At 41.2% G+C, this 18,918-nt stretch carries 21 protein-coding genes; 9 read left to right on the top strand and 12 right to left on the bottom strand.

Annotated features, from left to right (window positions below; translation table 11 throughout):
* Nucleotides 1-1,135 precede the first annotated feature (1,135 nt).
* On the top strand, nucleotides 1,136-1,570 hold the full coding sequence (locus tag KN1_RS04310) for a class I SAM-dependent methyltransferase (protein ID WP_258712560.1): 435 nt from the start codon (nucleotides 1,136-1,138) through the stop codon (nucleotides 1,568-1,570).
* Nucleotides 1,571-1,667: 97 nt separating this feature from the next.
* The gene (locus KN1_RS04305) at nucleotides 1,668-3,569 is read left to right on the top strand and encodes a 4Fe-4S binding protein (RefSeq protein WP_221289584.1); all 1,902 of its coding nucleotides are present in this window, start codon (nucleotides 1,668-1,670) and stop codon (nucleotides 3,567-3,569) included.
* A 102-nt stretch (nucleotides 3,570-3,671) separates the two neighbouring features.
* Here the strand turns inward: KN1_RS04305 and KN1_RS04300 are convergent, their stop codons facing one another.
* The 7 genes from KN1_RS04300 to sepP all read right to left on the bottom strand — a co-directional run bounded on the left by KN1_RS04300 (nucleotide 3,672) and on the right by sepP (nucleotide 9,529).
* Entirely contained in the window at nucleotides 3,672-5,300 is a 1,629-nt protein-coding gene (locus tag KN1_RS04300) for a phospholipase C (RefSeq protein ID WP_221289583.1), read from the bottom strand.
* 60 nt (nucleotides 5,301-5,360) lie between these two features.
* Nucleotides 5,361-5,636 (bottom strand): transcription factor S4, encoded by a 276-nt coding sequence (tfs4, locus tag KN1_RS04295; protein WP_221289582.1) that lies wholly within the window; start codon nucleotides 5,634-5,636, stop codon nucleotides 5,361-5,363.
* A 53-nt stretch (nucleotides 5,637-5,689) separates the two neighbouring features.
* Entirely contained in the window at nucleotides 5,690-6,061 is a 372-nt protein-coding gene (locus KN1_RS04290; protein ID WP_221289581.1) for a DUF302 domain-containing protein, read from the bottom strand.
* Between the two features lie 144 nt (nucleotides 6,062-6,205).
* Nucleotides 6,206-7,018, bottom strand: coding sequence for an amidohydrolase family protein (locus KN1_RS04285; RefSeq protein ID WP_225905777.1), 813 nt, complete (start codon nucleotides 7,016-7,018; stop codon nucleotides 6,206-6,208).
* A complete protein-coding gene (locus tag KN1_RS04280; protein ID WP_221289580.1) occupies nucleotides 7,002-7,250 on the bottom strand; it encodes a hypothetical protein in 249 nt (82 codons plus the stop codon). The genes KN1_RS04285 and KN1_RS04280 overlap by 17 nt, the downstream gene beginning before the upstream one ends.
* On the bottom strand, nucleotides 7,243-8,445 hold the full coding sequence (locus tag KN1_RS04275) for an acyl-CoA dehydrogenase family protein (RefSeq protein WP_221290537.1): 1,203 nt from the start codon (nucleotides 8,443-8,445) through the stop codon (nucleotides 7,243-7,245). The genes KN1_RS04280 and KN1_RS04275 overlap by 8 nt, the downstream gene beginning before the upstream one ends.
* Before the next feature lie 469 nt (nucleotides 8,446-8,914).
* Entirely contained in the window at nucleotides 8,915-9,529 is a 615-nt protein-coding gene (sepP, locus tag KN1_RS04270; RefSeq protein ID WP_221289579.1) for an undecaprenyl-diphosphatase SepP, read from the bottom strand.
* Between the two features lie 105 nt (nucleotides 9,530-9,634).
* On the opposite strand from sepP, the gene KN1_RS04265 reads away from it, so the two are divergent.
* From KN1_RS04265 to KN1_RS04255, 3 genes are read left to right on the top strand one after another with little or no spacing between them, the layout of a single operon-like run.
* Nucleotides 9,635-9,853 (top strand): hypothetical protein, encoded by a 219-nt coding sequence (locus KN1_RS04265; protein WP_221289578.1) that lies wholly within the window; start codon nucleotides 9,635-9,637, stop codon nucleotides 9,851-9,853.
* A 5-nt stretch (nucleotides 9,854-9,858) separates the two neighbouring features.
* Nucleotides 9,859-10,659 (top strand): undecaprenyl-diphosphate phosphatase, encoded by an 801-nt coding sequence (locus KN1_RS04260; protein WP_221290536.1) that lies wholly within the window; start codon nucleotides 9,859-9,861, stop codon nucleotides 10,657-10,659.
* A 45-nt stretch (nucleotides 10,660-10,704) separates the two neighbouring features.
* Nucleotides 10,705-11,712 (top strand): arginine deiminase family protein, encoded by a 1,008-nt coding sequence (locus KN1_RS04255; protein WP_221289577.1) that lies wholly within the window; start codon nucleotides 10,705-10,707, stop codon nucleotides 11,710-11,712.
* Nucleotides 11,713-12,000: 288 nt separating this feature from the next.
* Here the strand turns inward: KN1_RS04255 and KN1_RS04250 are convergent, their stop codons facing one another.
* Nucleotides 12,001-12,342 carry a hypothetical protein gene (locus KN1_RS04250; RefSeq protein WP_221289576.1) on the bottom strand — a complete coding sequence of 114 codons (342 nt, stop codon included), beginning with the start codon at nucleotides 12,340-12,342 and terminating at the stop codon, nucleotides 12,001-12,003.
* Nucleotides 12,343-12,504: 162 nt separating this feature from the next.
* Here KN1_RS04250 and KN1_RS04245 point away from each other — a divergent pair, with 162 nt between their 5' ends.
* Nucleotides 12,505-13,161: a hypothetical protein gene (locus tag KN1_RS04245; RefSeq protein ID WP_221289575.1), complete on the top strand. Its 657-nt coding sequence runs from the start codon at nucleotides 12,505-12,507 to the stop codon at nucleotides 13,159-13,161.
* A 101-nt stretch (nucleotides 13,162-13,262) separates the two neighbouring features.
* On the opposite strand, the gene KN1_RS04240 is transcribed toward KN1_RS04245, so the two are convergent.
* On the bottom strand, nucleotides 13,263-13,460 hold the full coding sequence (locus tag KN1_RS04240) for a hypothetical protein (RefSeq protein ID WP_221289574.1): 198 nt from the start codon (nucleotides 13,458-13,460) through the stop codon (nucleotides 13,263-13,265).
* Between the two features lie 49 nt (nucleotides 13,461-13,509).
* Entirely contained in the window at nucleotides 13,510-13,692 is a 183-nt protein-coding gene (locus KN1_RS04235) for a hypothetical protein (protein WP_221289573.1), read from the bottom strand.
* 37 nt (nucleotides 13,693-13,729) lie between these two features.
* On the opposite strand from KN1_RS04235, the gene KN1_RS04230 reads away from it, so the two are divergent.
* The 3 genes from KN1_RS04230 (at nucleotide 13,730) to KN1_RS04220 (ending at nucleotide 16,723) form a co-directional block, all read left to right on the top strand.
* Nucleotides 13,730-15,013, top strand: coding sequence for an APC family permease (locus KN1_RS04230; protein WP_221289572.1), 1,284 nt, complete (start codon nucleotides 13,730-13,732; stop codon nucleotides 15,011-15,013).
* Nucleotides 14,998-15,258, top strand: coding sequence for a hypothetical protein (locus tag KN1_RS04225; protein WP_221289571.1), 261 nt, complete (start codon nucleotides 14,998-15,000; stop codon nucleotides 15,256-15,258). The genes KN1_RS04230 and KN1_RS04225 overlap by 16 nt, the downstream gene beginning before the upstream one ends.
* A 127-nt stretch (nucleotides 15,259-15,385) precedes the next feature.
* A complete protein-coding gene (locus KN1_RS04220; RefSeq protein ID WP_221289570.1) occupies nucleotides 15,386-16,723 on the top strand; it encodes an MFS transporter in 1,338 nt (445 codons plus the stop codon).
* Here the strand turns inward: KN1_RS04220 and KN1_RS04215 are convergent.
* Nucleotides 16,695-18,044: a hypothetical protein gene (locus KN1_RS04215; RefSeq protein ID WP_221289569.1), complete on the bottom strand. Its 1,350-nt coding sequence runs from the start codon at nucleotides 18,042-18,044 to the stop codon at nucleotides 16,695-16,697. The two genes, KN1_RS04220 and KN1_RS04215, sit on opposite strands and share 29 nt — an antisense overlap.
* Nucleotides 18,041-18,901 carry a hypothetical protein gene (locus tag KN1_RS04210; RefSeq protein WP_221289568.1) on the bottom strand — a complete coding sequence of 287 codons (861 nt, stop codon included), beginning with the start codon at nucleotides 18,899-18,901 and terminating at the stop codon, nucleotides 18,041-18,043. The genes KN1_RS04215 and KN1_RS04210 overlap by 4 nt, the downstream gene beginning before the upstream one ends.
* Between the last annotated feature and the right edge of the window lie 17 nt (nucleotides 18,902-18,918).

Genomic DNA, 18,918 nt, shown 5'->3' with positions numbered 1-18,918 from the left:
TACTACTCTGTATTTAACTAAAAACTTTATAGATGAGTTACTTAAGATTATAGATTTAGATAAAATAAAGAAAATTTACGGAAAGTTCATCGAGATATAGCGAGTTTCTAATACACTCAAAATTTGAATATGTCTATTTAAATAAACTTCCGTTAGGCGAGATTACACTTTGCTCATTTTAACCTCAGCACTATGTGAGGCAATACTCAGTTTTTTAATACAGCCCCCGTTTTACAGGGCTGCTCTTCGTTGCAAATTGAAATACTCTCTCCAAAATTAGTATAATTCTACGTATATAATTAATCCAAATAAGTACTCGTCAGTAATAATAATAAGAATAGCAGTAATATTATTAAGTTGTAAAAAATTAGTGAATAGGTGTTCCAAACAGCAATAGCCCGTGCAGTTCGCAAAACCCCCGCGGAGAATAAGCTTTACCGAAACGCCTCCCCACCACGAGGTTAATACCCTTGAGCCACTCCCACAACCCCTCTAGTTCTCATATGTAGCCGGACACACCGCACTCGTCCACGACAACTACACCCCTCCCAGCTAAAGACACCAACTTATCCGACTCTTCCCTCTCCACCCTAGTTACACTTTAAGCGTACTACACAGTACCATCTCCTCACCACATTCCCAGAACAGTGATAACGCTGTCCAAGGCTCTGACACCGCCAACAATAACCATTTCTACATTCCCACAAGCTTACTAAGGGCTCCCAGTAGCCCTCCTCGTCCTCTCCCTTAGCAAAGGTGATACCGAGGACTGACCTCTTTCCGTCTGGTGCTATTCCTATGGAGTAGGAACAACGATACCTCACAGTCATTCACGATAATTTCAAGGTGTCCCATAGTATAGTTCCTTGCTCGTTCCCCGATTACTATTATTATGTACATAATTAATTTTTGGTTTCAGGTTATTGAAATAAATAAAATTTCTAGTGGATCCGTGAGCAGCCCATAAAGACAAATACTGGGAAAAGTATTTGACCGTTCACGAGAAAAAAATAATTAGACCATGACTCAAACCGAAATTAAAGACCGACATATACCCACGTTTCTCCTATCATCTCCCCTACGGAGGGTATTTGAAAACCCTTATACCCTGCTTAGACAATTCGTTAAAGGAGGTATGACAGTTGCCGACCACGGGTCAGGTCCGGGGTACTATACGGTACCTATGGCTAAACTTGTAGGAGAGAACGGTACGGTCTACGCGGTCGACTCCGACCAGAAGGCCGTTATGGCCCTAGAAAAGAAGTTAGAGAAGCTTGGCATAAAGAACGTAAAGGCGTATGTGAGCAGGGACTTATCCCCTATACCCGATGAGTCCGTAGACTTCTTACTCTCAAAGGACGTACTATGCTGCACCGTCCTGCATAAAGAGTTAGCACAAGACATCTGGAGGGTATTAAAGAGGGGAGGTAAGGCTTACATAACGGTAAGGCTAGGTAAGGTCGGTAAAGACCCGAGGGCGATAGGGGCGGAAGAGTTTTTCTCGTTATTTAGTAACGCTAAGGAAAAGGGGAAGACAAGGCTCAAAGCGTGGGTTATTATAGAAAAATAAAGGAACCCAGTTTGTTTTTTCTTAGATATTAAAAAAAGTTTAACAATTATAACATAATTTTTAAATATTTAGCACCTAAAAAGATTAATGATCATAAATGAGTGACGCGTTAACCCTCTCCTTAATCATAGCTCTGTCTATGTTAGCAGTAGTCTTCTACACTGTCTATGAGGTAGAGAGGTGGAAGAGTAGGAACAGGGTACTCATCTCGCTTTACCTACAAGGCATGATGCTGACCATGAACTTAGGGGGGTACTTGTACTTAGTGTACCACTCAGCGTTCCTGTTCCTGATTATTAATGGTGCCTACATGTTCTTCGCCCTGTACCCTATACTCACGTTTAAAGGAGAGTTACAGAGGAAAGAAGCAGTCTATATCCCGTTCTCTATACTCATGGTAGTCTCCGAAGCCGTAATGGGTGCACTAATCTATACGCTACAGACTGGTCTACCTTCTACACTTAACGATGCTATAAATAACGTGTGGTTCGTAGGGGTCATGGTCTCAGAGATGGTCTTCACCCTCGCCATAAAGAGGAATGTAGACCCCACGCTAAGGAAATACCTTATTGCGATGTTGCTCCTAATGCCGTGGTTCCCCTCGGTAGCAGGGATATACTCGTTTTACGCTTCAGCCTTCATAATGATCGCGGCTACTATAGTCGTCTATGAGACCCTTTACAACCAGAGGTTGAGGGCTACTCAGGACACGTTTACAGTTATAGAGCTTATGACAATTTTTGCCTTTATGATGATAGGAGAGTTTGTATACTTCTTAATCGACACCCTTACATTATTTGACGTATCTATGGCTGTAGCCATGTTCTGGTTCATACTGAGGACACTCTCAGGTCCTAACCCTAAAAGGGGCAATTACCTGAGAGACGCTACCCTAGCTTTCGCTATAATATTCACAACGTTCGTGATGGAATTTTTCATGGGGGCTGTCCTCGACTTCCTAGAGGGGGTATTTACGCCAGGTGTAGCAGGTTTTATATCGTCACTTTCATTACCGTGGCTGTCTCCTAATACCCCTTGGGACTTACTATGGGACGGTATAGATATTGTAGGGTCCGTGCTGGGTAGTACTTGGTTCTTAATCATGATGGGCATAGAAATGGGCTTCTTAGCTTTTAAGAAAATGTTGGAAATAAAGGTGAGGGAGGTCAGGGTCAGGATGGTTTTAATGATAATAGCTTATGCTATATACTCTGTGTATTTACCGAACTTTTCACCCATAGCTTCGCAGTTAGCCTACATACCGTATATGTGGAGCATGGGCGTGGGCACTATGGGGGGTGTCACCAACGCTTTTCTAATGGCTATAATAGGCACATATGTAATATACGGAGTACTCAGTTTCCTGTTCGGCTCAAGGAACTTGTGCGGAGTTACGTGTACAGCACCCCTTATGTACCAAGGGAACTTCTATGATTCGCTCAAGGTCTACAACAGGACTTCTAAGTTAGGGAAGAAGACCATGACCAGTAAGTCGTCAAAATGGTATAGGGGTATTGCACTAGGTATTTCGTTATTAGTACTGGTGGCTTCTATTATCTCGTACCTGAGTAATAACGGTGTACTACCCTTCACCGTTGAAGGAGTAGATATAACGGTACTCATATATTTCATAGCGTTTGATATTGTCTGGTATATAGTGTTTATTTCGATCCCGTTCATGGGGACTTTTGCTTGCGTAACTCAAGGCTGGTGCTATTGGGGTGTATTTAACCAAGCTATCAGCAGAGTAGGGTTATTCAGGCTTAAGGTAAGGGACCCCCAGGTGTGTGTTACTTGTAAAACAGTGGACTGTGCTAACGCTTGCCCCACGGGGATTACAGATATGAGGGGAGAGTTTATAAAGAAGGGCGAAATGAGGTCTATAAAATGTGTAGGTATTGGGGAATGTGTAGACGCTTGTCCCCATAAAAATATATTCTTCTATGACGTAAGGCACGTCATATCGAACCTCTTTAAGGGGAGGAATAAAGGAAAATGAGTTAAGGAAGGTTTAAAGGTGTCCTTTATTTTTTCCTTTGTGTCCTTATTACCTATCGGTTATGTTTTTCCTTCCTCTTTCTCCTTTTTCTTTTTCCTCTAATTACCTACTCTTTATAATTCTTAAAACGATAACACTTATTACCAACACTATTATAGTAAATGTGACTATTTCTAGGGGAGTATTACCTTGCGGTTGAGTTACCGAGCTAGTACTGAGGTGTGTGGGCTGGGCAGTGGTAGTCGACATAGGACTTGATGTAGTACTGATGATCACTGAAGATGATTGTTGAGGAGTGCCGGAAGACTGTGTTACTTGGTTAGTCGGCGATTTTTCTGTCTCGACATACCCGAATTGTGATAAGTAGTATAAGGTTGACGAATTTATATAACCTTTCTGGTTCAATAACTCGTAAGCTGTATAATTGTTGTAGACCTTTGCCACATATCCGTAATGGACGGGGTATTGTAACGGGACCGGGTAAGTCCAGTTTTCCGGTGTTAATATGACCGGGGGCCTTGGGGGTTGAGAAAAGTTAAATGCTTGTAATATACCTTGGACATCACTCTCCCCTACTATAGGGTTGAGATAGGGGAGGTGCCAGTTATAGTCTATGAAAGCCAACAGACTGTATCCAGACAAAGTGTAGTTGTCTATCCACCCCTCTTTGGCGTAAGGGGAAATTATGAGTAACGGGATCCTTTGTCCCAGTAACGTGTACCCCTGAATTCCGTGGTCTTTTAAAAACAAGTCGCACCCTATCCCGTAAGTGGGGATAATAGGAGGGGGTACTTGGTCGTAAAACCCGCCACCTTCGTCAAAAGTTATAAAGATGGCTGTCGAGTTCCAATAGGGGCTTTCCATTACTTTATCGATATAGTAAGCTAAGTTTTCCTGACCTATTGTCAGGTTAAATGGAGGGTGCATGTCTAAGGGGCTGTGAGTGTCGTACCCGTTACCGCCGGTGAACATAAGCCAAGACACTGAGGGGAGGTTACCGTCCTCCAGGTCTTCAAGGAAAACTGAGGTATTATAATAGTGGGACGAGTATTGCTCTGCACCTTTGAATACGGTTAACGGGAAAGGAGGTAAGGGTTGGGACTGTTTATACCCGTAGTCAAAATATGCCCACGAGATACCGTACTCAGATAGCTGGTACATAATTGTCTCGTTGAACGGGATTACACCGCTCACAAACCCGTCTCCTATAATATTAGTGGGGAAACCTGTCAGGTAGGACACCCTGTTGGGTTGAGTTGGGGCTAAAACAGGTGAAAAATAGTCGTCAGCCAGTACGTACTCTTCTGCGTAGTCCCACAATAGCGGGACTTGTTCATAAGATAAGTATGCTAGTGACTGGTGTCCTGAACCTATAACGAAGCCGTCCATCCTACCGTAATCCCAGTCTATATGATAAGCCTTATATCCCTCTGTAGGGTCTGGAAGGATAACGGAATTCGCGTAATAAGGTGAAGAATAACCCCCCTCTCCGTTAGGCAGTTTAGCAGATGTATTTACCCCGACTGGTACCATTACTGACATAGTTATATTATTGTAAATCGGGGGGTTCCCGAATGGGTATTTCCCGTAAATGTTATCAAATGAATGGTTTTCTAAAATTATCACTATAACGTGTTTTATCGGTGTCAGAGTAGTCGTCTGTTGGGAGTAAAATGGGACTATTGTCAGGAGGAGCCCTAAGAGGAGTATTATGCTTAAGTTACGTTTCATTAATTCATGGACTATTAACAGCTATATATGTATTTTCCTCAAAGTTGGTGGGCACTCCTTTTATTTAACGTTAAATATATGACCGCATGCACGACATTTATATAAGTTCCTCCCAATCTTAAAGCTCACTGCATTACCGCACTTAGGGCAAAGCATAAGTGACACGTTACCCGTTATCCTTTGCCCCTCAGCTATTACAGTCCTCTCATGAGAGTGGTCTATATGGTCTTTAAATGTGATCTTCTCTACTCCCCTCTCTTTATACCCGCACTTCTTACAGACTGAGTATTTCCCTTTAGGAAACATCGCAGAACCGCACTTCGGACAGAACTTCATTATAAAAAAGACAGTAGCCAAGGGTTAAATTAAGTTCCGTGACTAAGAAGGTATTACCCAATCACACTCTCAATTAATTTGTTAAATACGGCGTCCATCTTCTTTAGTACCTCATCACTGATATTATATTCTTTAGCTATTTCACTAGGCATCTTATATGTTAAAAAGACCTTTCCTTCGTCCTCCCAGGCTAAGACCCTTAAGGGCAAGTCATAACCTATTTCACGGTCTTTTTGCATCAATACCGTACCTGCACTCGGGTTCCCAAATGTTATGAGTTTAGTCCTACCCAAATTCAAATTGACGTCTTGGGCGTTCTTTTGGTGGTCTATGACACAAAATATTGTCATCCCCAGCCCCGATATATTATTTATAAGTTTTTTCTCACAATTTTCAAATGAATCTTTACATTCAACTCTATGCATAAAATGTGAATACTACTCTCGATTAAAACGTTTTTCCCAGATTATAGGCTCCAGCGTAGCTTATAGGCAAACAGTATTCACTGAAAGACCGTGACAGCTGGGTATTACCCCAAACACTTCCGTGGGTATCTAAACAGCCAAACTTTAGCCTTTAAACAATAGCCTAAAAGCGTTGTCCCTCATTATTCTTTCGCTTTTCGTCACGTTATATGTTTCTTCGGCATACCCTGCTAGGTCTTGTTCAGCATAAGAGGGGAAATCGCTACCGTATATTACCTTGTCTTCTATTTCCGTTAATCTCGGTAGTACGTTTAGCAAGTGTTTAGGTGGAATTGATGATATCTCCAGATAGGCGTTAGTAAACATCCTGGCTAAATAAAAAGCGGTCTGATACCAAATGGGTCTTCCTGCGTGCGCTATTATAATGGCGACCCTCGGAAAGTCTTTCAGTACGTCGTCTAATAGTATCGGGTCACCGTATTTGTTCCTAGCTCCTTCTCCTATGCTCGTACCCGTATGGACTAAGACGGGTAGTCCGTGATCCTCAGCGAATTCATAGATCCTGAGTAACTTTTTGTTTCCTCCTTCTTCTTCCCTATACGCGTTCGGCTTAAACCACTTATGCACTGGGTGGAGCTTTATACCTACGATCCCTAGCTCGTACTGCTTCTCCAACTCTTTTACTGGGTCTGAGCAATAGTTAGGGTCTACCTCTCCCCATGTCGCAAACAAGTCGGGGTTCTCTTTGATGACCTTCACGTTATCGTGAAAGGCATCCCCGCATTTATCTGAGTGACAAGGGAAAGAGGGTACAAGTATTACCTTTTCTACCTCTACGACCTCGTTCCTTACGTTAAACCTTGCGCCCTTAGCAGTCTCGGCCAGTCTTTTACAGTGGTCAGGCGTACCGAACTTCATTATGGCGTAGTGGACGTGGACGTCAATGACCCTGATCACTGCAGATCTCCTTTATCCTCTTGATCACTGTGCCCCTTTCATATCCGCTGGTATTTCCAGCTACTATGAACTCTAGAGTCTCGTCCACGAGTTTTTCCAGTTCACCGTCAGAGACTGAACAAATGTTTTCCTTCATTTCATCAGTTATCTGGATCTGTTGTGGGTTCTCTTCTACCAGATACCTTATGAAGTTCCTTACTAGAGCATCTCTGTAAAAGGGCTGGTCAACCAACCTTCACACCTTTAAACCTGTAAAACAACTGCCTAGACGCACTTATCCTCTGTATGTCGTTAGTACCTTCGTAAGTCTTCAGGATCTGTAAGTCACGGAGGAGCCTTTCAAGGCCCGTGGACACTGTTACACCGTATCCCCCGAAAGCGGTCATCGTCCTCAGCACTACCTTTTCTGCGGCTTCTGTAGAGTGGAATTTAGCTAAAGACGCTGCAATTATATATTCGTCCATCATCCCCTTTTGGTAAAGCGTCCCAGCCCAATAGGTTAACAGCCTTGAGGTCATTAGGTCGGAAAAAGATTCGCTGACCTTTTGCTGGACCATTTGGAAGTCGGCTATAGGCCTTTCGAAAGACTTTCTCTGCAAAGAGTAGTCTATTAACTTCTCAAAAGCTGATTGGGCTATACCTACAGCTTGAGAAGACACTATAGTCCTCGCATAGTCGAAAGACTCGACAGCGTACTTAAATCCGAGACCTTCTTCCCCGAGTAAGTTCTCTTCCGGTACCTTTACGTCTTCGAGCAGGATTTCCGCGGTATGGGACGCCTTAAGGCCGGTAGTCTCTATCCTACTGACAGCTTTTATACCCCAGTCCCTCTCTACTAGGAACATACTTATCCCTTTCCACCTAGCTTTGGGGTCTGGAGGCGAAGTCCTAGCGGTAATAATTAAATAGTCCGCTATGTCGCCGTTAGTTATGAAGATTTTCCTCGCATTTATGACGTAATGGCTGTTCACCTTTTTTGCAGTAGACTTTATCCCCGCTACATCAGACCCCGCTTCTGGTTCGGTATTTGCAAAACCCCCTATTTTCCTACCGCTGGCTACCTCTGGTAAGTACTTTTTCTTTACCTCTTCATTACCGTATTTCAACACGGCCCTACCTAACATCCAGTGGACTAATAGTAATGCACTGAAAGAAGTCCAGACCCTTGAGATTTCCTCTGAGGTCACCAAGAGTGATAAATAGTCCGCACCTTGGCCCCCGTATTCTGTAGGTATATCGAGCCCGAAAAGGCCCAGTTCTCTAGCTTGGTCAACGGCTTCTTTAGGGAAATCCCTTTCTTTTTCTCCTTTATCTACATTAGGGAGGAGGAATTTCTCAGAGAACTCCCTTATACTTTGCCTAAGCAGCTCATGGTCTTCAGTTAGTCCTATTTGTAGTTGGTCTAAAGATTTTAAAGGAAACATAATTTAATTTTTTATCACGGTAAAATTAATTTCTTTTGATTTGGGATAAGGTGGGATTTTGGACTTCATTGGTTTTGATAGAAAAAGTGGACGTAAAGGGCTATATCACGGTAAAGCCTTTGTTGCGTGGGGGGGGGGATGTATAATATTTTACGTAAAACCCTTACGTCGACATGTTTTTACTAATTGGATATGTGGAATTACATATTCGTAATCAGGGTTTAGGGCTGTTGAGTGTGAAATATGACGTTAAGTGTTCGTTAAAAAGAGAACAATTACCTCGGAACTAGTTAGAGTATAACGACCGAAGCCCTTAAGTGGGTTACCTAATCGAAGAATTTACGTCGCTTTAAAGCTTCGATAAGTATAGACTTACGAGTCCATACGTATTTTAGGTGTCTTCGTTTTTTAGCCCGTTTCACATACTATCAATGTAAACCGGTTCATCGCCTTGACCTATCTAATCCCTTTCTCACTCAGCTTTCAATGCACGTTCAAATGGCCTTAACAGGCCCCGTCCTTCCATATCGATAGTAAATAAGGCTATCCATCCCCCTAATAACCAACCTCCCAAGATATCTAGGGGCCAATGTACACCGACATAGACTCTAGAGTAGGAGACTAGTAGTGCCTCTACGAATAGGGGTACCCAGACCCATTTAGGCGATGTAAAAGCCAAGACCATAGCCCCGTCACCAACTATAAGGGCATGCCCGGACGGATAGCTAAAGTCGTGAGGTCTTGGGACAAGCAGATAGTCCGGAGTAATGTAATAAAAGGGCCTCATCTGTGCCACTAAGTATTTACTGGCTTCACCTAAAATTATGGCTAATATAAAAGACGCTGCGAGTGTTATTGCAGTCCTCCTAGTCTTCTTAAACACCAAGAGGATAGCAGTTACTGGTATCCACACGTACTCTCTCCCGTATTTGGATAGAAAGACCATGACCGGGTTAAGGGGAGTATATTGGTTGTAGTTAATTAGCTTAAAGACCTCTACATTTAAGGGGATATTCTGCTCACCTATTAACTTTACATATACCGTTAATGCTAAGAACAATATCAGGAGTACCCAATACTTCTTCATAGGGCTATAGATAATATATAATCCTATAAAATTATCCATATCTCATCTTTTTATATATAAACTATGTAGATGAGCTTTATTAGAAACGTAAGAGTTCTCGATTGTATGAGACAACCCTTTGTGTTAGTCACTTCGGTATTACTATCTGCCCTAAACCTTAACCACATCTATTTCCCGATATTCTTGATACCTGCCGCCCTGTCGTTAGTTAGGTGGAAGATCCCTAAGCTGATAGGGCCCCTCTCTCTTTTTACATCTCTGCTTTTCCATGACATTGACATAACGGCGTTATCACTAGAACTGGTTATCCTTTCAGGTGAATAAGGTTGATAGATGCGATTAAGTCAATAATTATCGGTATTGTCCAAGGCATATCAGAGTGGTTACCTATAAGTAGCAAGACACAAGAAATATTTGCCTCCCACTTCCTCTTGGGGCTGTCCATAACAGTCGCATACACTTTTGGTCTGTTCATGGAAATGGGCTCCATAGGGTCTGCCCTTATATACTTTAGAAAAGACGTGGTCAGGGTGTTTAAGGACAGGTTTCTCCTCAAATTCCTCGTTATAGTGACCTTAATTACTGGTATAGTAGGGGTACCACTTTATATCATTTCAGATAAGCTATTACAGAACGCTTATAACCCGTCAATACCGATGATGATACTGGGAGCGGTATTAATTGTAGACGGGGTTTACATCAAGTTTACTAGGGAAAACCTAAAGCCCCGAGAGTTTAACGGTCTGTCCCTGAAGCACATGGTCATAATAGGAGTTGCACAAGGACTTGCAGCCCTACCGGGCGTCAGTAGGTCTGGGATGACGGTATCAACTATGTTACTTTTAGGTATTAAACCGGAAGACGCTTTTAGGTACTCTTACCTAGCCTATATCCCCGCAGCACTCGGTGCTGTAGGGACTACACTGTTATTTACAAGGCATAACGTGTCATATGCAGTAGACCAGATAGGTACTCAGGGGCTCATTATCGCTTTAATTTCCGCATTTATAACGGGGATCTTGATAATTGGTATACTGATGAGGGTCGCAAAAACTAAGACCGTATATATTATAAACTTCCTATTAGGGACTATAGCTATACTTGTCAGCGTGTTAACGCTTTTAGGCTAATTTTCATCCCTAAAGGATTTAGTTTTTTGAGACGAACCTTATAGTATGAAAGCCATAGCAAGAGCAGAGTGGGAACCCCTAAGGAGAGTCGCACTACATAAGCCCGGACTAGAAGTCTTTTTCGGGCTCCTTAGCCCCCAACACTCCCTCTATAAAAAGAGGTTTGACTTTATGAGAGCGAGGAGGGAATATGAGGAGCTGATAGATACGCTTCAGGGTGAAGGGGTTAAGATATACCGTGTATTGAAAAGCATAATTAGGAAGGCGACTCAAGATGAAATGTTTTATGAAAAACTTAAGAAAATTGTAGGAGTAAAAGCAGACCCTTGGTTTTTAGCTAAATTTCTAGTCTTAAGACCGGAATTCGTTGCTAAAGACGGTAATATTGAGGTGAGGCTAGTAAACCCGTTATCTAACCTTTACTTTATGAGGGACCAACAAATAACGACAAAAAGAGGGGTCATTATAGGTAAAATGGCAAAGCCCCAGAGGAGGGGTGAAATAGAGCTAGTAAAGTTGTTCTGGGAATCAGTTTCAGTAGGCTACGAAGAGGTAACAGAAGGGACATTAGAAGGTGGGGACTTTTACCCCATGGGGGACTTTTACTTAATCGGCGTAGGGAACAGGAGCGATATCAAAGGTGCAATGAAGCTGATATCTACCGGAGAAGAAGTGGGAGTGGTTAGAGAACCTGCTTCTGAAGAGTTCTTCCACTTGGACACTTACTTTAACGTTATTTCACGCGAACTCGTTATAGGCGTAGAGAGGTTAATGAGGATGAGTATTGTAAGTGTATACAAGGGAGGTAAATTAGTGAAGGACGGGATAGACTTAATTAGTTACCTAAAGGAAAAGGAGTTTAACTTTCACTTTGTAAGTGAAGAAGAAGCTAGAAATTTTGCGACAAATTTTCTCACTGTTAAATCTAATAAGGTAATCTCACCTTTTGACCTGAAGATTAAGGGTGTCGATACGGTTTTAGTAGACATAAAGAACCTCTCTGGAGGGTTCGGAGGGATACATTGCATGACAGCAGTAATAGAAAGGGGATAGTCAGAAAGTGATATATGATAGATATAAAGGCCACAACTGTGCTCGAACTGTTATACGTGTATAGCCTCAAGGTCCCTGCTTAGAAAGTAACGACCCTTAGCTAGTTAGGTGGTTTTATAAACTGCAGTGGGGCACTTTGGTCTATTATTTACCTATGAAAGATTAGAGTACACACTGAGGAACTCTTTGAGGGTTCTACTCTAGAGCTATGTCGGAAGTTTTTAGCCTAAGTTTCAAAACGACAGCCACTTAAGCTATTATTAAGGCTTTCCGTACTGGGGTACGATGTTACGATATAAAATGGTGCTTTTCGTCCTCTACTATCTTTTCTATGTCTCCTTTCACTTCAAAATTCTTTATGTAAAAGTCTAGTGCACCGGACTCGGCTTTATTAACAACATATTTAATAGCCCTATATCCTAATAACGCTGTTATGACCCCGACTAAATAAAGCAAATAATATACAGGTTTTTCTAATATATTTCTCCTATATTTTCTAAAATAATTCCAGTGCTGAATTTCATTTTCATAAGCCCGCTTGAACCTCTCTTCCTTCCTCACACTGTATATGCCTTTAGCCAGACCAGATGCCCCAGCTTCGCCTAAAAGCGCTAGAAGGTACTTGTCCATACTGTTCACTCAAGATTTTTTCTGTTTCATTCTTTTTAAGTAGTTGTAATAGAAATGAGATTTAAACTTAATAAAGGGAGTCTAACGACGTTACATTTTATTCCCTGAGAGAATTAGGAAAAGTACTTATTATATTACTGTGAGAAAATGAAAAAGTAAGTTATGGCGACTAAAGTCAGGATAGGTAAGATCTCAAAGAACGAGGAAGAGTACTACTTTGCCTTCGATATGGGTAAGTGGAGGCAAGTTAGGATAAAGGATAAAGTGTGGCATTCATTAAGGTCGGTAAAATATATAGAAGGGGTTTTAGACGAAGAGGACGGGACGCTGATCAAGAGGGTCTATAAGAGGAGTGGAAAAGTGTTTTCAGTAGACTATTTTGTGAAGAAAGGGGACTCACTCGTAGACTTAGAGTGTAGAAGCGCGTCTGAGTTCAATCATCAGCAAATTGAAGTCTGTAGATACGATGATATTACAATCTACAAGTACGGAGAGAATTACTTTGAAGATAAAGAGTCCCTGCTCAGGTACCTGACACTCCAAATAAGGAGAGATATTGAAGGGAAGTTAGGATCCGAGAGGATTACGTTGGAGGCTAAGCTAAAGGGAGAGACCGAGAAAGCTTACTTAGCCGTAATAAATAAAAAAGAGGTATGGATACCGAAAAGCATATCAGAGTACGCTGACGGGAAAATCACTTTACCCCTATGGTATGTTAAGAATAACAAACTGGCTGATACTAAAGAATTTGAAATTAAAGTGGATAGTGAAGTAAAGAAATATGAGGATGAATTATCTAAAATTATCTTCGAGTTATAGGAGGCTAAGTATTTTCTCTAAATCGGTATTTGAAAACTATACTAGAGCTTAGACTTCTTTTACTCAAGCCGTAGCTTTAACTTCAACTAGTTGTAAAAAGGTCATAACACTAGAAAGGTCATCACGTATAAGGCTAAGCTAACAGATATTAATGTTATAGAAAGATTAACGGCCCATTTCCCTTCAAAACCTGGTAGGTTCAACTTGTGAAACGCTAGGTGAACTCCACCGAAGAATATTAGTACTGTGCCCATTGTGGCGAACATTATTCTCAACAGAGTTATGGGATCTATTATCATATGTTATTATCTGATTTTGGGCTTTAAAATTTAATTGGAACGTTAAATTTCAGCTTAATTCCCTTAAATCATCTCTTATATCCTCGAGTCTTTCTATTATATTTTTTATATCATGTTTGTCTAATTCTTCTTTATTATATACTTTTTCAAGTAAATCTTCTATGTCGTTTATTATATCTTGTAATTCATCCTTAGCTTTTTCCAAAATTTCAGCTTTCTCCTTGCTGTCCATAATTAAAAATTAAATACGGCTTATTTAAAGCAATCGTATGGACAGCTTATCCAAGAGGCTCGAGCCGAAAGAAGAGACGATAAGACCTGAGCTAGTTTATGCCCAATCACTGAGCTCAATAGCCCCGCTGGGGTCTGTATCGGCCTACCTCACCTACGCCCTTTCGAGTTCCCTAGCATCTACTTTCTTGGCCGGTCTCCTAGGGGCCCTCATTTATTTTTTGTGGGTCTTGATAGGGTATAGGTACTCTAAAGTAGTTGCTACTACGGGAGGTACTTATGACTTTGCGAGAAGTGGAGGGGGCGAACTACTCGGTAAAATTTCAGGCTGGTTGTATTGGATGAGCTATACACTATACCTTTCTTCAGCTTCCACCTATTTAGCGGGAGTCGTAATAACTTCGGAATTTAATGTCGACCCCAGCTTTTTTGAACTACTAATACCCATAGTATTGACCATACTATTACTTACCGGAATTAGGCCACCCTTATACTACGCTTTTATTACATCTACTCTGGAAATAATTTTCATACTCTTACTGGGAATAAAAGTCCTCACTGTAACCGGGTTATCAATTAAACCTCTATTGCCGAGCGTGTCTCCCTCTGCACTGTTTTCAGGGTCCCTAGCAGTAGGCTTCACTTTAGCTGGGGGTGGGGCATCGTTCTTCTTAGGATACGAGGCTAAGGGCAGAGGTAAAACTGTGGGGAAAGCATATATAATAGCCTATTGTGTTGCTGCTATTGCTGTAATTTTTGCGTCTTACTTCGAAATAGCGTCTGTAGGGTATTCAAATTCCGGTATACATAACCTCCTTAACGTTACACAGTACCCAGGCTTTTATATAGCGGAAAAGTTCATGGGCAACACATATGCACTAATATTTCTACTCCTGACTGTAAACAGCCTAATAGGCTCAGTCACAGCTGCTTATGTTGCACTATCTAGGCTTACGTACAGTTTGATAAGAAAAGATATGTTACTCTCGATCTTAATACTGGCCACGGTATTTATCTCAATAAACGTTCTAGCCGCGGTCACAAACTCATACCTAACCGTTTATACGGTCACTACCGAGATGAGCTTGGTTACTCTATATGCTTCACATACTATCGTGTCTTCAGTATACCCGTTCTTCACGAAGAAAATTCAAGGCAGAAGTACAATCTCAGACCTTATCTTATCCGTGTCTGCCACGATCCTTATGGGTTACGGTATTTTCAGCAACTTGGTGCCGGTCTCACAAGTCTCTGTCTACGGAATAATTTCATTAATTGCCGGAGTCATAATTGGTAGTATACATTGGTGGTTAAAACGATAGACGTGATAGAGAACTTACTAAAGATGGGCAAGCCCTTGACTGCTTTACGCTTTCTTAAACAGTTCATAAAAGATAACTCGGGCTTAATGAGAAACGATGAAGAGTGTGAGACTGTAAAAAGGGTAATTATGTCTTTTCCCTCCTTAAATGATGAGAGTTGGAGGTATTTTGTCCCTTCACCGCCGAAGGAAGAAATAGAGTATTTAATCCAGAAAGTTAAGGAATGCATACCCCTCTCGGTCTAGGACTGGGCGCCTTCTGCCTACCCTTGTACAAAGTACAAAACTTCGATTTTTTTAAATAGTACCATAAAAAATTGCTCAAAATTGATAATAAGCAACTTTATAGTTTACTTAATTCTAAAATATCACCATGGCTAACATAACTGAAAAAGTAGACGAGGCTAAGTGGGGAGTAAACCACTGGAAGTTATTCCTCTCATTAAGCCTTGGTTACTTTATGTGGGGTTTAATAACATCTATAGCACCTCTCACATTCAGTCTGGCAAAAGGGAACCCTATTTACCTAGCTCTACCAGCAGTTTACCCCCTGATCGGGACTCTCCTACTGCCTTATCTGTCAGATAGGAAATTAGGTAGAAAGAAAACGTTCTACGTAACTCTCTCCCTATACACTATTGGTGCGATAGTAGTATCGTTTACCGCTTACTATATTTCTTCCTCAAGTTCTGTTTTTATCCCCTTAGTCCTAGCAGGTCTGTTGCTAGCAAATATAGGTGTGGAAGGAGAAGTACCTACGGGTCTCTCTTATACTGCAGAAAATTTTCCCCTTAAATGGAGAGAAAAACTATTAGTTTTAGTGCCTAACTTCGATAACGTAGGTGGTACTGTAGCTGCTTTTCTAGCAATAATTGCGTATAGTATTATTGGGAGTTCTACCTTTGTAATGGAGGTTCTGGGTATATCCGCTATCACTGTGGGTCTCGTATTAGCTCTGGTGAGGTTGTCTTTGCCCGAGTCCGTGAGGTGGTTAATGTCCAAGGGAGAAATTGAAGAAGCGAATAAGAACGCTGAATTACTTACTACTAAAGGAGAAGACAAAGTCCAGATCAGGAACGTGAATGTAAATAAAATACCGCTAATCCATAGGTACCTTTTCCTAGTCGCAATTGGAGTATCACAGTACTTGACTTTCGGTCTGATGGCTTACGCGATAGCAGACTATTATTTCCCAAACAGTTTCTATGACTCGGTGATCATCTTCGTTGCTTCACTAGCCACGTCTTTAGCAGGTCTAATAGCTACTTATATCGTAAGTAAGGTTAAGTCGAGGAGTTATGTCCTAACTTCATTCTTAGGCGGTACCCTGACTATGTTCCCGATTTTAGCACTGGTCACCATTGCGAAAAGTATTACTGGAGTTTACTTGTTAGTATTTTACGCTCTGCTTTCCCTTAATATGTTATTTAGCGAATTCGCATGGGGGGCAAGGACAATATTAGAGCCTTTACTATTTCCTACAGAGAACAGGGCTTTCTTTATAGGGCTAGTAAGGGCAGTCCCTATAGTCGCATATTCTGTCTCACTTTATCTTACCGAGAACATTAGTATTATAGACTATGTAGTATACAACATAGTCCTCTGGGCCATCGGTGCATTAGCCTCATTCTGGTGGTACTACAAGGGATATGATACTAACTTAGTTCCTCTAGAAGAGACAGCTATTGAAAACCTTTCTCAACAAGGTTAAACCCTATTTTTTCCCACATTTTTTTACTAGAAAATATAAACAGTAGAAAGAGTGTTGATATAAGCAAATACACTATACTCGCAATAAGGAACAGCCCTAACAATACTGTCATAGCTATTACGAAATAGTCAGCCATTATCACAAACACCATACCGCTCCCAGCTCTGTAATTATAAACCTCTCCCCTGAACTGTATTGGGTTTAGCTTACTCATAAGTAATGTAGTCAGGAGGTAACCTAGTAAGACACCACCTATTAAGGATATACCCATAGCGGCCTTACCTATCGTAACGTCCACCAAAGCGAATGGAATAGAGAGGAGTGTAGTCTGGACACTTTTAATGGTTATTTTCTTGGCCAATAAAGAGCCGGGGTCCATAGACAGAAACGTCAACCAAGGCCTCTCCTGAGATAGTGCGTAGAGACCTGTAGTTGAAAGGAATGAGACTATGAGTACATTAGGTGCTATCACCCCGGTATAAAAAGGGGGCCTTAGTACGACCTCCAGAGCGAAGTACAGAAGAGAAAGGAGGCCAGACAAAGCTATGGCCTTATAATATGGTATTACGTAGAAGAAAAGCCTCCGTCCCGAGAAAGTCGAACCGTACCCCCAAACAAACTCATAAGTGGAGAAGATATACCTTACAACAGAGTGTTTACCGTCTATAAGGTTTCGTTGATTGTTCCTACCCTTAGAGCCGGACATCTGGAGGTCGGCGCGCGTTATTGAATAATAAAATAAGAATAGGGAAAGTAAAACGGAAGTCACCGAACCGTACACGATTTTACCAAATATCAGCGAAGTGGGAGTATAGTAAACATGAAAGTACGGTAACCAACTGATAAGGGCTAAAAAGAGGATAAGGAGGACCTTGTTTTTAGCTAGAGTCAGAGAGCTAATACCGAGCCCGAACAACGAGAACGAGAGGAAGGCGAGATAAGAAAACGGAGGTTCATATATGAAGAACATTATAGCGCTTAGGACTAAAAAGTACCCGCCACCTGTGAAGATACTACCGAATAGGTAGAGCAAGACCAGATATGAAGTCTTCATGGGTGCTGTTATCAAAAAGTCAAAGTCAGCTTTCTGCACAATGGAGGAGAAGATATTAAAGATGAGAAAGAAAGTGACAAACTCTAGTACGCTCACTCTCAGTTGGTCTAACAAGTCCGAAATAAAAAGTAACTTACCTATACTCAGGTAAAATAGTAGCATTATAGCGGAAAAAGCTATTGTGAGGAATACGAAACCCTTAGTAAACCTTGAGAATATAAAAAACCTTAGGATCTCTAAAAAACGTGTTATGTCCTCAACTCTCACATGTAGTTATATATCTCCGAGTAATTTATCTGTTGAGGAGATATTATCATATCACCATAAGTAATTCCGTTATTCCCTTTCATTATACCGACTACCGCATATAAAGACTGCCCTTTGTAGGTAATTTGCAACTCGTAGACCACTTGAGTGGAGTTCCTAAGTATAACATGTCCGCTGACTTCGTATTTATGAGTCTCAAACAAGAAGAAGTGGAAGACTTTTTCTAGCCTTGTGAAGTTAGCTGAAGTAGAGTTAGCCTTAAGTATTATTTGTTCTCCCTTAGCAAACTCCTCAAAGGAAGTGTTCTTTATATAGCCTTTCAGGATCAACCCGCTCACCGGAGTAGGCAAGACTTTGGGAGAGTTGTAAAGGGAGATTAACATGTTAATAGCATAAGACGTGGAGACGTTATCGTGGGCAAAGTATATATAGTGACCGTCAAACCCGACAGCTGTCTTATTAGCATAGTAATATATCAGGTTTTTATATGACCCTTCTTTAAAGCCGTGTTGAACTAGAGTTGAATTTAGCTCGTAAAATATGAAAGATGCTTCAGGACCTTTCACTTGAATATAACCTAGAGTACCTTTTGTGAAATTGGAGTCAATTATGTGGACTACACCTTCTCCAAATACGTCTGTAATGTTACTCACGTTATAACCATATGAAGATATGAAAGTGTCTAGTGCTGAGACGTTATATATGTAAACTGATCCCACATACTTGGGGTCTGTAGTAGACACCATTTTATTATTCGAGGTATTAGATGTAGCTCCATGTACTTCAAACATTATAAAACCCGTTACTAGTGCTACAGCTATTAATACTACTACTATTGATTTGAATAAGACTTTCATGAGAAGTAGTTAAACCT

Origin of the sequence: Stygiolobus caldivivus, from assembly GCF_019704315.1 — an archaeon.
GTDB lineage: Archaea > Thermoproteota > Thermoprotei_A > Sulfolobales > Sulfolobaceae > Stygiolobus > Stygiolobus caldivivus.
Note: the sequence above shows the minus strand (reverse complement) of the source record. Positions and strands in the feature narration are given on the sequence as shown.

Coding starts and splice junctions, on each gene's coding strand:
- KN1_RS04310 (WP_258712560.1), top strand. CDS start 1,136: ATGACAGTTGCCGACCACGGGTCAGGTCCGGGGTACTATACGGTACCT.
- KN1_RS04305 (WP_221289584.1), top strand. CDS start 1,668: ATGAGTGACGCGTTAACCCTCTCCTTAATCATAGCTCTGTCTATGTTA.
- KN1_RS04300 (WP_221289583.1), bottom strand. CDS start 5,300: ATGAAACGTAACTTAAGCATAATACTCCTCTTAGGGCTCCTCCTGACA.
- tfs4 (WP_221289582.1), bottom strand. CDS start 5,636: ATGAAGTTCTGTCCGAAGTGCGGTTCTGCGATGTTTCCTAAAGGGAAA.
- KN1_RS04290 (WP_221289581.1), bottom strand. CDS start 6,061: ATGCATAGAGTTGAATGTAAAGATTCATTTGAAAATTGTGAGAAAAAA.
- sepP (WP_221289579.1), bottom strand. CDS start 9,529: ATGAAGAAGTATTGGGTACTCCTGATATTGTTCTTAGCATTAACGGTA.
- KN1_RS04265 (WP_221289578.1), top strand. CDS start 9,635: ATGAGACAACCCTTTGTGTTAGTCACTTCGGTATTACTATCTGCCCTA.
- KN1_RS04255 (WP_221289577.1), top strand. CDS start 10,705: ATGAAAGCCATAGCAAGAGCAGAGTGGGAACCCCTAAGGAGAGTCGCA.
- KN1_RS04250 (WP_221289576.1), bottom strand. CDS start 12,342: ATGGACAAGTACCTTCTAGCGCTTTTAGGCGAAGCTGGGGCATCTGGT.
- KN1_RS04245 (WP_221289575.1), top strand. CDS start 12,505: ATGGCGACTAAAGTCAGGATAGGTAAGATCTCAAAGAACGAGGAAGAG.
- KN1_RS04240 (WP_221289574.1), bottom strand. CDS start 13,460: ATGATAATAGATCCCATAACTCTGTTGAGAATAATGTTCGCCACAATG.
- KN1_RS04235 (WP_221289573.1), bottom strand. CDS start 13,692: ATGGACAGCAAGGAGAAAGCTGAAATTTTGGAAAAAGCTAAGGATGAA.
- KN1_RS04230 (WP_221289572.1), top strand. CDS start 13,730: ATGGACAGCTTATCCAAGAGGCTCGAGCCGAAAGAAGAGACGATAAGA.
- KN1_RS04220 (WP_221289570.1), top strand. CDS start 15,386: ATGGCTAACATAACTGAAAAAGTAGACGAGGCTAAGTGGGGAGTAAAC.
- KN1_RS04210 (WP_221289568.1), bottom strand. CDS start 18,901: ATGAAAGTCTTATTCAAATCAATAGTAGTAGTATTAATAGCTGTAGCA.